The 14,378-nt window shown below is 43.6% G+C and carries 10 protein-coding genes and 1 pseudogene; 5 read left to right on the forward strand and 6 right to left on the reverse strand.

Translation table 11 applies throughout. The annotated features are described in order from the left end of the window. The 5 genes and pseudogenes from B0H50_RS13660 to B0H50_RS08470 all read right to left on the reverse strand — a co-directional run. A pseudogene (locus B0H50_RS13660) lies at nucleotides 1–247 on the reverse strand (IS5/IS1182 family transposase); the annotation flags it as partial. Between the two features lie 203 nt (nucleotides 248–450). Then, a complete protein-coding gene (locus tag B0H50_RS08455) occupies nucleotides 451–2,184 on the reverse strand; it encodes a maltotransferase domain-containing protein (protein WP_106198303.1) in 1,734 nt (577 codons plus the stop codon). Between the two features lie 15 nt (nucleotides 2,185–2,199). Then, nucleotides 2,200–4,893 (reverse strand): leucine--tRNA ligase, encoded by a 2,694-nt coding sequence (gene leuS / locus B0H50_RS08460; protein WP_106198346.1) that lies wholly within the window; start codon nucleotides 4,891–4,893, stop codon nucleotides 2,200–2,202. 101 nt (nucleotides 4,894–4,994) lie between these two features. Next, nucleotides 4,995–5,573 carry a M48 family metalloprotease gene (locus B0H50_RS08465; RefSeq protein ID WP_146193717.1) on the reverse strand — a complete coding sequence of 193 codons (579 nt, stop codon included), beginning with the start codon at nucleotides 5,571–5,573 and terminating at the stop codon, nucleotides 4,995–4,997. Between the two features lie 24 nt (nucleotides 5,574–5,597). Beyond that, complete coding sequence (locus B0H50_RS08470; RefSeq protein WP_233244660.1) at nucleotides 5,598–7,451, reverse strand: DUF4954 family protein; 1,854 nt, start codon at nucleotides 7,449–7,451, stop codon at nucleotides 5,598–5,600. 105 nt (nucleotides 7,452–7,556) lie between these two features. On the opposite strand from B0H50_RS08470, the gene B0H50_RS08475 reads away from it, so the two are divergent. From B0H50_RS08475 to B0H50_RS08490, 4 genes are all read left to right on the forward strand, one after another. After that, on the forward strand, nucleotides 7,557–8,015 hold the full coding sequence (locus B0H50_RS08475; RefSeq protein WP_106198306.1) for a hypothetical protein: 459 nt from the start codon (nucleotides 7,557–7,559) through the stop codon (nucleotides 8,013–8,015). Continuing rightward, nucleotides 8,012–9,193 (forward strand): glycosyltransferase, encoded by a 1,182-nt coding sequence (locus B0H50_RS08480; RefSeq protein WP_106198307.1) that lies wholly within the window; start codon nucleotides 8,012–8,014, stop codon nucleotides 9,191–9,193. Before B0H50_RS08475 ends, B0H50_RS08480 begins: the two co-directional genes overlap by 4 nt. A 138-nt stretch (nucleotides 9,194–9,331) precedes the next feature. Beyond that, nucleotides 9,332–10,102, forward strand: coding sequence for a VUT family protein (locus B0H50_RS08485; protein ID WP_106198308.1), 771 nt, complete (start codon nucleotides 9,332–9,334; stop codon nucleotides 10,100–10,102). Then, a complete protein-coding gene (locus B0H50_RS08490) occupies nucleotides 10,099–10,785 on the forward strand; it encodes an SDR family NAD(P)-dependent oxidoreductase (RefSeq protein WP_106198309.1) in 687 nt (228 codons plus the stop codon). Before B0H50_RS08485 ends, B0H50_RS08490 begins: the two co-directional genes overlap by 4 nt. A 4-nt stretch (nucleotides 10,786–10,789) precedes the next feature. Here B0H50_RS08490 and B0H50_RS08495 read toward each other — a convergent pair whose 3' ends face one another. Then, nucleotides 10,790–11,407: a fibrobacter succinogenes major paralogous domain-containing protein gene (locus tag B0H50_RS08495; protein WP_106198310.1), complete on the reverse strand. Its 618-nt coding sequence runs from the start codon at nucleotides 11,405–11,407 to the stop codon at nucleotides 10,790–10,792. Between the two features lie 39 nt (nucleotides 11,408–11,446). Here B0H50_RS08495 and B0H50_RS08500 point away from each other — a divergent pair, with 39 nt between their 5' ends. Continuing rightward, nucleotides 11,447–14,374 carry a fused MFS/spermidine synthase gene (locus tag B0H50_RS08500; protein WP_233244663.1) on the forward strand — a complete coding sequence of 976 codons (2,928 nt, stop codon included), beginning with the start codon at nucleotides 11,447–11,449 and terminating at the stop codon, nucleotides 14,372–14,374. Nucleotides 14,375–14,378: the final 4 nt, after the last annotated feature.

A 14,378-nucleotide genomic window follows, 5' to 3' on the forward strand; every position in this document is an offset into this window, starting at 1 on the left:
GGAACTGCTCCACGACGGACTCGTCCGATACGTTGCGGATGTGCTTCAGGATGATGAGCCCGGTCATGAGACGGATCGGCTTGTTCGGCGCACCCTTCTTTTCGTTGAACAATTTGGAAAACTCGGTCTCGAACTTGTTCCAGTTAATTTTGTTCGCGAGAACGTAGAGGGAATGCTTGTGGTTCAACTGTTCCTCAAGGGAACAGAAAAGGCTTGTCTGGGCGGAGGATTTCGGAGGTCTATACATGGGAAAAATTGCAAGGTTTTCAGTCATATTTTAGAAAACCTTGCAATAATTTCACAGGGTAGAAATCAGTTTTTCCCAATAGTTATGCGGGCTGGGCGGGATTTTAAGGGACGACTATTTAGATGATTTGACTTGGCAAAGAGTTGCAAATTTTCACGCAAAAAATTTTACAAAAAAAGTCCCGCAGAACGGGACTTGAAAAATTAAAGTTTTTTGATGACGAACAAGTGCCCAGGCGCTTTATTCGGATCAAGTCGCACAAAGTTTTTGGAACCGTGCCACACATACGATTCGTCGGTCACCAAATCTTTGACAAAGAAGAATGCATCGTCGGGAAGGCCGAGCTTCGCCATATCCAAAGCAATCATACCTTCTTGCTGATTATGCATATCCATATTGGCGACGCAGAGAATGACATCGTTATCTTTCTTTTTGGAATAGACCATCAAATTGGAATTTTCTGCGTAGTGGAATTCCAAATTATCATATTCCTGCAAAGCGGGATGATGCAATTTGGCTTCGTTAATGCGGCGCACGAAATCTTTAATGTTGACGGAAGAATTCCAATCGTGAACTTTGTATTGATATTTTTCGCTATCCCAAAGTTCTTCTTTGACGGGCGATGCAATATTTTCGCAGAGTTCGTAACCGTTATACATTCCGGTTAAGCTCGAAAGTGTTCCGGCGAGGAAGTAACGCTGCTTAAATTGTGCGGGCCCTTGATTCGCCAAATATTTCGGGAAAATATCCGGAGTCGTCGGGAACAAAATGCCGCGCATGTATTCTTTCGCATTCGTTTGGGTGAGCTCTTTAAAGTATTGCTCAAATTCCCATTTTTGTTCGCGCCAAGCAAAATAAGTGTAGCTCATATCAAAGCCTTCTTTTGCTAAGCGGTGCATCATCTTCGGGCGAGTAAATGCTTCTGCCAAGAAGACAAGTTCTGGGCGTTTTTCTTTGACTTCGCGGACGAGCCATTCCCAGAAGGGGAACGGTTTTGTATGCGGATTGTCAATGCGGAAAATTTCAATTCCTTTGTCAGCCCAGAAGAGAATGATGTCGCGGATTTCTTTCCAGAGCGCTTTGTAATTTTTGTTGTAATAGTCGAACGGATAAATGTCTTCGTATTTCTTCGGCGGATTTTCTGCAAATTTAATGGAACCATCGGGTTCGTGATAGAACCATTCTGGATGCTTTTTCGCATAAGGATGATCCGGGCTGCAGTTGAGCGCAATGTCCAAAGCGAGACGTAAGCCTTTGCTGCGAGCGGCTTTGGCAAAATGTTCAAAGTCTTTCATCGTGCCGAGTTCTGGATCGACATCAAAGTGCCCGCCGAATTTATTGCCGACAGCATACGGACAACCGGGTTCAATCGGATTTCCATTTTTATCGGTTTTTGCGTGGAGAGCGTTGTTTGCGCCTTTGCGGTTTGTGACTCCAATCGGATGAATGGGAACCAAGTAAACGGTGTCAAATCCGAGATCGCGGATGTAATCCAAACGAGCTTCGCATTCTTTGAAAGTAGCGCTTCTCGTGGCGTCGGTGCCTTGACTCTTCGGCCACATTTCGTACCAAGTTCCTGTGCGCGCGTAAACCGGATCGACGCGGAGTTCCATGACCGCGCTTTCGGTTGGAACATCTTTCGGTTCAATTGTCCATGCGACGATTTTATAATCGTAGTAGCCGATGCTGTTGACGGTAAATTCTCCTGCCCACATATCGTTATCAACGAAATGCATCGGAGCTTTACGCCATCTGCGATCTTTCCGCATTTTGTAGAAAATTGCCGCGTCATATTTCTCGTGGCTGTGACGGAAAATGTCTGCGGTGATTTTGACAACATCGCCGGGCTCGCGCTTAATAGCGAAACGGCCTGCGTCCAAAGAAGGCTGAATGTTTTCAATGACTAAGTTGTCTTTCTTTTCTGGAATTTCTGCCATTTTCAAATCCTCGTTTTATTTGCCCGGTTTGACGACGAAGTTGACGAGTTTACCCGGAACCGCAATCGTTTTAATAATCGTTGCGTCTTTGAGATAAGCTTGAACGCGTTCATTTTTCTGCGCGACTTCGATGAGGGCGTCTTTGCTCAAATCTTTTGCAACGGATTCTTTTGCGCGGAGTTTTCCGTTGACTTGGAAGACAACTTCGACGGTCGATTCGACAACTTTCGATTCGTCAGCAGAAGGCCAAGCGACATAAGCAATCGATTCTTTGTGCCCGAGCTTTTCCCACATTTCTTCGGCGAGATGCGGAGCAAACGGTTGCAAAAGTTGCGCGAATACTTCGGAAGCTTCGCGGTATCTTTCGGCGGATTTGGTGAGCTCATTGTTGAAAATCATGAGCTGACTAATCGCTGTGTTGAAGCTCAATTTTTCAATCGCATCGGTTACCTTGAGAATGCTTTGATGCATTACCTTTGCCAAATCAGCGGGAACAGGACCTTCTTTGTATTCGACGGAATCTTCTTCGCCGATGACCGCGCGATAAGCGCGAGCGAGGAAACGATACATGCCTTCGATGCCTTGAGTATTCCACGGCTTCACCGCATCGAGAGGTCCCATAAACATTTCGTAAAGGCGAAGTGAATCGGCGCCGTATTTTTGCACGACATCGTCTGGGTTCACGACATTCTTGAGCGATTTACTCATCTTCGCGACGATTTGATGCAATTCTTTGCCGGTTCCTTTTTCAAAGAATTTTCCGTTCTTTTCTTCGACTTGGTCAACGGGAACTTTTGAACCAGCAGCGTCTTCATAAGCGTAAGCGAGAATCATTCCTTGGTTAAAGAGTTTTTGGAATGGTTCATCGGTAGCAACGAGTCCGAGATCGAACAGCACTTTGTGCCAGAAACGGCTGTAAAGCAAATGCAGAACAGCGTGTTCTGCGCCGCCGATGTAAAGGTCAACGGGCATCCAATATTTTTCAAGTTCTTTGCCGACGAACGCTTTATCGTTTAACGCATCGATGTAGCGCAGATAATACCAGCAGCTTCCTGCCCACTGCGGCATTGTATTGGTTTCGCGAGTGCCTTTGCGTCCGTTCGCATCGACGACGTTCACCCAATCGGTTGCGTTTGCAAGCGGAGATTGTCCACCGTCGCCCGGCTTAAAGTTTTGCACTTCGGGAAGGCGCACCGGAAGATCTTTGTCTTCGAGGGTTGTGATTTCGCCATCTTCCCAGTGGATGACAGGGAACGGTTCGCCCCAGTAACGTTGACGGCTAAACAGCCAATCGCGGATTTTATAATTGACGGTTGCCTTTCCGATTTGATTGCTTTCGAGCCAAGAAATCATTTTTGCGATGCCTTCTTTTTTCGAAAGTCCGTTCAGCGAAAGAGTTTCGTTTGCGCTGTTGATGTATTTGCCGTCTGCGGGCCAGCAAGCTTTGCCTTGGAGAACGAGAGGCTTCTTGTCTTCGGGGCAGCTCGCATCCGGTTCCATAATGCAAATAATTGGAAGACCAAATTTTTTCGCAAAGTCAAAGTCGCGGGTATCGTGAGCGGGGACTGCCATAATGGCGCCTGTGCCGTAGCCGGTGAGAACGTAATCAGCAATCCAAATTGGAATTTTCGTTCCGGTCAGCGGATTCACTGCGTAAGAGCCCGAGAAAACGCCGGTCTTTTCTTTTGCCAGTTCGGTGCGGTCCATATCGCTTTTGAGTGCAGCAGCGTGAACGTAAGCGGCGACGGCTTCTTTATTTTCGGGAGTCGTCAATTCGTTCACCATCGCGTGTTCTGGAGCGATGACCATATAAGTGGCTCCGAAAAGCGTGTCGCAGCGAGTCGTGTAAACGCGGAGTTTCTTTGCGGTCGGTTTTCCGTCTTTGTCAGCGATTGCGAAATCAACTTCGGCGCCTCGGCTTTTTCCAATCCAGTTTCTCTGCATGTCTTTTACGCCCTGCGGCCAATCGAGTTTATCAAGGCCTTGGAGCAAGCGTTCAGCATACAGCGGAATGCGCATTAACCATTGCTTGAGATTGCGACGTTCCACTTCTTTCGTTCCGCATTTTTCGTGAGAACCGTCTGCTAAAACTTCTTCGTTTGCGCAGACAATTTTGCAATGCTTGCACCACCAAACTTGAGCGTCGGCGTAATAAGCGAGACGTTTAGAATCGCGGTATTTTGTGACGGCGGATTTTCCTTGCGCTTCGATTTCTGCAGGAATCGGAAGCTCTGCAATCGGGCGACCTTTTTGCAATTTTTCATCAAACCAAGTATTGTAAAGACGCGTAAAAATCCATTGCGTCCACTTGTAATACTTCGGATCGGTTGTATTGATTTCTTTGTCCCAATCGTAAGAAAGTCCGAGACGTTTAATTTGGCGACGGAAATTATCGCAATTCTTTTTCGTCGTAATCGCCGGATGCGTTCCGGTTTGAATCGCGTACTGTTCTGCAGGAAGTCCGAATGCATCCCAACCCATCGGGTGCAAAACATTAAAACCTTTCGCGCGTTTGTAACGGCAGATGATATCGGTTGCGGTATAACCTTCGGGGTGACCGACGTGCAGTCCTGCGCCCGACGGATACGGGAACATGTCCAAGCAATAATACTTAGGCTTCGACATATCGGTGCCCGTTTTAAATGTTTTTTGGGCTTCCCAAGTTGCTTGCCATTTGGTCTCGATTTCTTGCGGATTATACTTTGCCATTTGTAACTCCGATTCTAAAATTTGAAACGCGTTTTGGGGCGCGCTTTGTTTCACCGCTCAATTTAAAAAATGCAGCGGCCTTTCGGAGTTTTGAAAAAAAGTTAATGGGTTTTGGAACGGTTTAATGCCGCATCGCGCATTCTCGCTGTCGGATGCGTGCGGTAAACGTAAGCGAATAAACGAGTCCGCGGAAATTCACTCGCCATTAAATTTGCAATCGCTCGTTTCGAAACGCCTTTTTGTAAACGCTTCGCCGCAACGGAATCCGCTTCGTATTCTTGCGCAAAGCAAATAAAATGAAAAAGAATTTTGGCGAAATTAAAAATCAAATGAAATAAAAAAAGTAATCCAAGTAAATTGAGATGAAAAGGAATTCCGATGGCTCCGAGAAGAAGTGCAATGCAAACGAGTGAACTTGCCCAGAAAAATTTTCGCATCATCTCGTGATGCAATTCGGCGTGGGCTTTTTCGTGTGCTTTTACAAAAGCGCCATCGTTTTCGTTCCATTTCGAAAAATTGGATTCGGGCGGAAAAATATCATTGACAATCGGAAGAATTCGGGCGAGCGCAAACGAATCCGGCTTTCGTTGAAATGCACGCGCATCGTGAATTTCTAAAGCGCAGCGCAATAAAAATTCGAAAAGCAAAAGCCCGAGAAGAATCCATTCGAAGGAAGACATTTTAATTTCCAAAATATTTACAAATTAACTTTGGATTTCTTGCTTTTGCGAATCGCCTTTTAATTCTTTGAGAAGAACGGTAGAACGTCGCAACACTTCTTCGAATCGCGATTTTTCCCATTCGATAAAGGCAACGTCAACGGGATGTGAATCATCGTAATCATCGAAAATTTTTCGCCCGCGCACAAAATCTTTATCGGTTCCGTGCAGCACCGATTCGGTCCATTGTTTTTCAATTCCGCGGTAAAGTTTTAGCAAATCTTCAAACGAATTGGGAAGCGCAATTTCTTTCAAAATTTCTTTGAACAGTTCGCCCGGGAAATTTTTTCGCGAGTCAATTGGCGCTAGCAGAAAAAGGCTTCGGTCTTGTTCTGCGGCGGCGATGATTTTAGAAACGACAAAGCGTTCTAAAAAACTGCGGTAAATGGTCTCGGCATTTTGTCTTGCGGATTCTTTTAAATAATTGCTGCCGAGTCCTGGAATATCTTCTTCGGTGTAAATTTCTTTGACCGCAGAAATGCGTAAGCGGCGCAGCGCATCCAAAACGAGAGTTGCATTTTTATCGTTCAAAATTTGCGATTCTTCGGGAGCGACGCAGCCCTTTCCGCGAAGCGCATACTTGTAAGCGTTACGCGCAATCGAGTAGGCATTTTTCCCGTAACACCAACCGGGACGTAATTCGTTTAAGTGCGAACGGACAGTGTGAATTTGTGGATTGCCCGGGAGAATTAAACTAAAAGGAAATTTCAAACGCTGCGGCGCAGTGGTAACGCCTGTTGCGATAACGGAACACGGAGATTCCGAAAAATTAGCGGGAAATTTAATGTTGACGCCGAGTCCAAAAAACATCCCGAATGCGGGCATGACTTCTTGATCGGGCATACGACTTGTGTGATTCGATCCGACGTTTGCGCCGTATCCTAAATTGCCGTGACCTTCGGGCCAGAGCGCTGCAATCAAAAGAGAATGATGATGCATTTGCGTTAACGGTCCCACAAAACTGTGAGTCACTTCGGCTTCATCGATGTGAACGCAAGGGCAAATAATTGAAGAATTGACAATCGCTTTGTTTCCGATTTTTGTGCGCTTCATCAAAACGGAATCTTTGATGAGAGCTGTAGAATGAAGCTTTGCGCCTTCTTGCACGCAGCTATTTTCGAGAATGACTCCGTCGTAAATGTACGTGGGATTTTCCAAACTGCCGAGGACGACAGAATTGCGAATTTTTGAAGCACCGTCTATGCGGACGTGTTCACCGATCCAAGAATTGCGAACGATATTTGTGTTTGCAATAATTGCACTTTTCCCCACAATTCCGTAGGGCAGAAGAACTTCATTTCGCCAAGATTCCATCTGTTGCACAAAAGCGCGATTCGTTTCGGCATCGACTTTTGAAAATAATTGCAACTTGACAAGTTCGGGAGTAATGTCTGGGAAAATGCGCACAGGGCGTCCGCCGGTTTCGTTTCCGACAGCGATTTCTGCTGCGATTTGATAATGGGATTTTCCATTGGCAACGAGAGATCCGACATTTTGTACAACAGCACCTTGCAAAACCCAAATATTTGACATCAAACTCACATGATGAATCAGCGAATTTTCGATGACGCTATCGTGGATTGTGCTCGAATAAATTCCCGTGGGCGCAGCGACATCGCCGGGCATTAAAAGAGTTCCATAAAACGCGGGCAAAAAAACTTTTCCCGCAAAAGAAGAGCCTGAAATGCGATTTGGTGTAAAAGCGGGATCGACCGAAATCTGCGACCAATCTTCGCAGCGGTTTCCGTTTTTCTCTAAAATTTCAATTTCTTGAGAGGTCAGCGGGCGGCTTTTGAGTGCGGTGTGTCCTGTGCGAAAAAATTCCACGTAGGAATTCATCGGACTTGCTTTTAGAACTTTCTTTAGCTTGAATAATCGTTGCATAGATACCGATAAAATACTATTTTCAACGCCGGAACAATTCTTTTATCTTAAATTCATTCTATGATTTCAGAGCAACTCAAAAATTTTATCAAGAAGCAGAAGAGTCGAATCGTCGTCTATCCGAACGATCTTTTTGAACAACGTGTTCAAGAAGAAATGATTCGCGCCGATGAATACAAAAGTTTTTTTGTTTATGTCGAATTGGATTTTGCGGCGATTCGCAAAAATCTTTTTAAAGATCAAGAAGAAAAATTTTGGGACGCTTTTTTCAAAAGCTTAGCGTCGAAAGGACGCGGCTCCGATGTGCTCGGATTATTGGAAAAAAATTCGGGCTTCGGTCTCATCATGCTCGATTCGAAAATGGAAGGTTGGACGCGTTTACTCGGGCGCATTCGCGAATTCGGAAAAAACAGTGTAAACGAAATGGACAAACCGTTGAGCACGATTAAAGCGTTCGTTTATCCCGCTTATATTGAACAAGAAGCGGGCGCATTTCCTCTTGAGAAATCTGCAAAATGAAAGTCCTCGTCATCGGTTCCGTTTATCCGCGATTTGAAAAAGATAACGAAGTGCCGTGGCTTCGAAAGTCCGTGGCGACGTTACGCGAATTGGGCGTAGAAGTAGAAGTTTTAGCGCCGTCTTATAAAGGCTTAGCGTCGCATACAATCGATGGTGTTACCGTACACCGTTTTCGTTATGCGCCGAAGAATTTGGAAATTCTCACTCACGATGAAGGTGCTCCGACAAAAATGGCGAAGCATCCGTCGATGCAACTTCTTGCGATTCCCTATTGCATTAGCGGATTTTTCAAATGCATTTGGCTTGCGCACAAGAAAAAATTTGACATCATTCATGCGCATTGGCCGTTCCCGCATGCGCTCATTGCGCTCGGAGCTTGCAAACTTTTTCACATTCCTCTTGTGCTGAATTTTCATGGCGCAGAACTTTTGCTTATCCGCAAAAAAAAGTGGATTCGCCCGATTATGAAATTTATCATTGGGCAAGCGCAAGCGATTTTTGCAAACAGTCATTTCACCGCGCAAAAAATTTCTGCCTTGCGCAAAAGAGAAATTCTCTGGAGCCCTTACGGTTCGCCGCTCGCTTCGGGAAAAGTTCCGCCGCCACATCTGCGAAATGGAAAGTATCACATTCTTTTTGTCGGCAGACATATTGAGCGCAAAGGCATCGAATATTTAATTCGCGCAGCCGCTCTTCTCGATTTGAAAAAATTTGAAGTGCGCATTGTCGGCAAAGGCGATTTGACGGATTCCTTAAAAGAATTGGCAAAAAAAATTGCACCGGAAAATGTGCTCTTTACCGGATCGATTTCTCCCGAAGAATTGAATCAAGAATATCTTTCGGCAAATTGTTTTGTGCTTCCCGCGATCGTCGATTCGAAAGGCGATACCGAAGGCTTAGGCGTTGTCCTTATCGAAGCGATGCAAAGTGGACTTCCTGTTGTCGCATCGGATGTCGGCGGCATTTCCGATGTCGTGGTAAATGGGGAAACGGGAATTCTTGTGCCCGAAAAAAATCCCGAAGCATTGGCAGAAGCTTTTCAAAAATTAGAAAGCAATCCCGCTTACGAAGCAGAACTTTTACGCGGAGCTGAAAAGCGCATCGCCGAATATTTTGAGTGGAAAAAAATCGCCGAAAATCAAATAAGAAAATACGAAGAAATTAGAAATAAGAAATAGAAATACTTCGAAACATTTTTAATGATGCAAAAAAAATCTCGCTTTAGCGAGATTTTTTTCTATATTCATCGCGTTAGAATTTTGCAATGGTGCAAAATTTTTCCGGAAGTCATTGTCTAACCTTCCTTAAAAAACAACATGAAAAAGAATACTTTTCTTGCTGCATTCATTCGTCGCGAATTGAAAGATTACACTCTTCTTTTGCGAAATATTCCCTCATTAGTCGTAAACCTTTTTATTCTTTCTGTCGTGTGCATGAATTTGCTCGCAAACAAAGAATTGGTTTCGTGCAAATACTTGGCGCTCGATTGCGGTTTTACGCTGAGTTGGATTTCGTTTTTATGCATGGACATGATTTGCAAACGCTTCGGTCCCAAAGCGGCGATTAAAATTTCTCTGCTCGCTTTGCTAGTTAATTTATGCACATTTGTGCTTTTCAATTTGCTTTCGCATACGCCGGGAATGTGGGGCGAATTTTACAGCTATATCGATTCCGATGTGAACGCGGCAACCGTTGCAAATAATGCTTTGAACGCCACATTTGGCGGCACTTGGTATGTCGTTTTTGGCTCTGCGCTTGCGATGTTTGTTTCGACTCTTGCCAATTCAAGTCTCAATCATTTCATTGCGAAAATTACGCACGCGTCGGGATTTAAAAATTTTGCGATTCGTTCTTATTTTTCAACGATGATTGCGCAATTCATCGACAATTTTATTTTTGCGCTCGTCGTAAGTCATGTGTTTTTTGGATGGACGATGACGCAGGTTTTTGTGTGCTCGTTAACGGGTGCAGTGATGGAACTTTTGTGCGAAATTATTTTTAGTCCGATGGGATATAAAATGTGTCAAGCGTGGGAAAAAGAAGGCGTTGGACTCGAATATTTAAAATTTAAGGCAGAACAAAAATGAATGCAAATCAAAAAAAATTAAATGTTTTTATCAGCGGCACGAGCGCAGGAATTGGCAAAGCAACTGCAGAACTTTTTTTAGAAAAAGGATTTTCCGTTTTTGGATTTGACATTCAAAATGCAACGATTGTGCATTCGAATTATACGCATTATAATACGGATATTTCAGATAAATTAACTTATCCCCAATTCAATTTTCAACCTGAAATTTTAATCAATAATGCAGGCGTTCAAAATTCCGGAAAAGATATTGAAATCAATTTAAAAGGCTCAATTTATTTTACCGAAAATTATGCGTTTCATCAAGGAATTCAAGCGGTGTTATTTGTCGCTTCAGCCAGCGCGCATTCGGGCGCAGAATTTCCCGAGTATTCGGCGTCAAAAGGCGGACTGATTTCGTATATGAAAAATGCAGCGATTCGCTTAGCAAAATTCGGCGCTGTTTGCAACAGCATTTCGCCCGGTGGCGTTACAACAGAATTGAATCGTCCCGTTTTAGAAAATGAAAATTTGTGGAATCAAATTATGCAAGTGACGCCGTTAAAACGTTGGGCGACGCCTAAACAAATCGCCGAATGGATTTACTTTTTAACTGTCGTCAATAAAAATTGCACGGGTCAAGATATTTTAATCGATAACGGCGAAAAAGATTTAAACGCTACATTTGTGTGGCCAGAAAATTAACGAATTATTTTTTCGAAGAAATTTCGCGGACGCATCTTACAGAGAATCCGAATGATTCCGGTTTTTCCGTATAATTAAACCCCATCGATTTGGAACTCGTATACCACACGTGAGATTCTTGGCTCCAGAAAAAAGTCGCTTTGCTTAAATTGCCGTAAGTTCCGTCATCGAAACGGTTTCCCGCAGGCATCGCAGAAAATTTTAGAGTGTCGTTGCCGTTTGTTTCGCCCGACCAACCGTACGCAGATTTTAAAAGATATGCCGCATTAAAATCGGCGCCCGCTTTCGTCCAAAGCGATTCAAAATTTTGATCGGTGGGCAAATGAAATTCGGCGGGGCACGCTTTTTCGGCAGCTGCTTTTGTATACAAGCGTCCGTAAGCCATACAATTATCTTCGTCATCTTGATAACAAAAACTGCTATCGGTTTTATAATTCAAATTATCTGCCGTCCAAATGAGATTGCCCACTGTAATCGTGCGATATTTTTGTCCATCGCGTACATCGAGAATTTCATCTTTGCGGACTTTTTTTAACGACGATTTTTTGGCAGATTTCTGCGCAGAAAAGGAAAAAGAAAAAACGAGAGAAAGGCAAAGGAAAAAGATAAAATGAAAATGCATAGCAAAAATTTAATTTAATTTGTATGCAAGAAGGATGACATGATGAACATTGCCGTTTATTTTCTTTTTGCACTTTCTGGTTTTGCTGGCCTTATTTACGAAGGCTCGTGGGCGCGCTATCTCAAACTTTTTCTCGGACATTCGAGTTATGGGCAAGTGCTCACACTTTGCATTTATATGGGCGGGCTCGCCATCGGAAGTTTTATTGCGGGCAAATGGGTGACGAAAACAAAACGTCCGCTTTTGGGTTATGGCATTGTAGAATTATTCATCGGAATTGGCGGAATTGCTTATCATCCTTTGTATAATTTTTTAACCGGAATTTTTTATGATTCTCAATTTACCGCATCGCTCAGCTCTCGCAGCGCAGAAATTGTAAAAATCATTTTAGCGACAGGAAGCACTCTCCCGATTGCGATTGCGGTCGGGATGACTTTTCCTTTTATCGCCGCGGGACTTATGCGAAAAAGCGGCGCAGAACTTTCTTTGCCGATGCTTTATTTTTCAAATAGCTTAGGCTCTGCTGTGGGAATTTTAGCGACGAGTTATTTGCTAATTCCTGAAATCGGAAATCATTTAACTCTTTGCGTTGCCGCATCAATCAATTTTTTATTAGCCGCGATTTTTAGCGTCATCGGACTTTCAACTTCTCCGATTGCAAAAGAAAATGTTTCTGAAAATTTGAATTGCGATTATGTGAAAACGCATCACTTGGCAATGCCTCCAAAAAATTTATGGGTTTGGATTGCGGCGCTCACAGGGCTCACTTCTTTTGTTTACGAAATCGTTTGGATTCGCTTGTTAAGTTTGCTCATGGGAAGTTCGAGTCACAGTTTTGATCAAATGCTTTCGGCTTTTATTTTAGGCCTTGCGCTCGGCAGTGCTGTGAGTGGAAAATGGATTCGAAAAGATTCGCTCGTCATTCTTTCTTTGGCGCAAATTTTTATGGCATTTTTTGCTCTTTGCACATTGTATTTTCACAAGCCATTTTGGATGATGATGAATGAGGCAAATCAAATTTTTAATCCGACTTCTGACGGATATATTTGCTGGAGCCTTTTTAAATATGCGCTTTCTGTTTTGTGGATGGTGCCGACGAGTTTCTTTGCGGGCATGACTCTTCCGCTGATTACTCTCATTTTAACGCGAGCTTATCAAAGCGAAGCGCCGATTGGAAAAGTTTACGGTTGGAATACTCTCGGATCTATTTTAGGTTCTGCAGGCGGCGGGCTTTTACTCCTTCCGATTTTACAACTGAAAGGCGCATTGGTTTTTGCGGCGATTTTAGATTTTTCCATTGGATTTATTTTGCTCGCAGTTTACCGCAAACGTTTTCGTCATCATGTGCTGTTTTACGTCGCAGCAATCGCAATGATTTTGCCCGCATTCTTTGTTCAATTCGATCCGCATTTAATTACTTCGGGCGCATTTCGCACTTATAAAAATTTGCATCCCGATGAAAAAATCCGCGTCATCGATGGAAAAACGGCGACGATTAGTTTTCACGAATCGCCAGTGCATTATTACATCAAAACAAACGGCAAAGCCGATGCGAGTTTAGAAAAAGACAGAAACGCTCCGATTTCTAGCGATGAATTGACGCAGGCGGCGACAGCATTTATGCCGATGGCTGTAAAAACCGAACCTTACGATGCAGCGATGGTGGGCTTTGGCAGCGGAATGGGCGCGCATTATCTTCTCGCTGATCCGCTTCTTCAAAAATTAGATTGCGTAGAAATTGAAGAAGCGATGATGGAACTTGCCCGCGGATTTTATCCGTGGAATCGTCGCGGTTATGATGATCCGCGCATTCATATTTTCATCGATGATGCGACGACATTTTTCCATACAAATCATAGCCGTTACGATATGATTATCAGCGTTCCATCAAATCCGTGGGTGAGCGGAGTTGCAGGACTTTTTGCAAATGAATTTTATGCGAAGATGCGCCGCTATTTAAAACCGGGCGGACTTTGGGTGCAATGGATTCAAACATACGAATTTAACGATTTGATGTTCTTCAATATTTTAAAAGCATTAGACGAAAATTTCCCTTATGTGAGCCTTTATAAATCAACGGATGAACCGGACATCATCATGATTGCAAGCGATGAACCGGTTTATCAAAAAGGAATTTCGCGATTCTTCTCGGATTCCACTCTTGCGCAAGAATTTAAAAGTTTGCATCGTGATCCGGAATTTTTCGGGGAACGCAATTTCTTATTTACCAATCAAATGGTGAAAAATTTAATGGAAGGTGTTTCGCCCAACAGCGTTTTTATTCCGCTGGTCGATAGCCGCGCCGAAGAAGCGCGCTTTGTACATTCCGAAGCGCATATCGTCGAAGTTTTTGATTCGTGCGAAGTTTGTTGGCAAGAATTTTTAGATTCTGCAGATTATGCGAAGCGTCGCCCAGCCCGCGTAAAATCAATGCTCGCAGCAGTTCCAAATCATTTTACAGAAATTTCTCTCTTAGCATTTTCCGATGATTTATTACAAAAAGCAAAGAATTCAAAACAAGAAAATGCCGCAGATTCTTTGCGCTTAGATTCGCTAGAATCGTCTGCGGAATATGCAGAATTTCGAGAAATGTATTTCGAATATATTTTTGCAATTCCTCTCGAAGCCCGCGATAGTAATGCCGTTTATCAAAAAGTCCGCGACGCTGTTTTCGCCAACGCTTTCCCAAAATCATTCGCCGATGAATTTTCCATTTTGGAATTTGCTCGTCAAAAAAATTATGCGGATGCGGCAATTCGCATTGCTGATTTTTATGATCAATATGAATTGTCCGATATGGGAAAAATTTTCCTGCGGGATTGCGTCATTTTATCGCTCCTTGCAGGAGAAGCAAATTTAGCAGATATCATTTATAAAGATGCAATTCAGAAAAATGAAAAATTTGCGTTGGTGGAAAAACGCTTAATCGAAAGAGAAATCAAAAAGATGCGTCTTCGCGGTTTGTAATGAT

Source organism: Hallerella porci, assembly GCF_003148885.1.
In the GTDB taxonomy this organism is placed as follows: Bacteria; Fibrobacterota; Fibrobacteria; order Fibrobacterales; family Fibrobacteraceae; genus Hallerella; species Hallerella porci.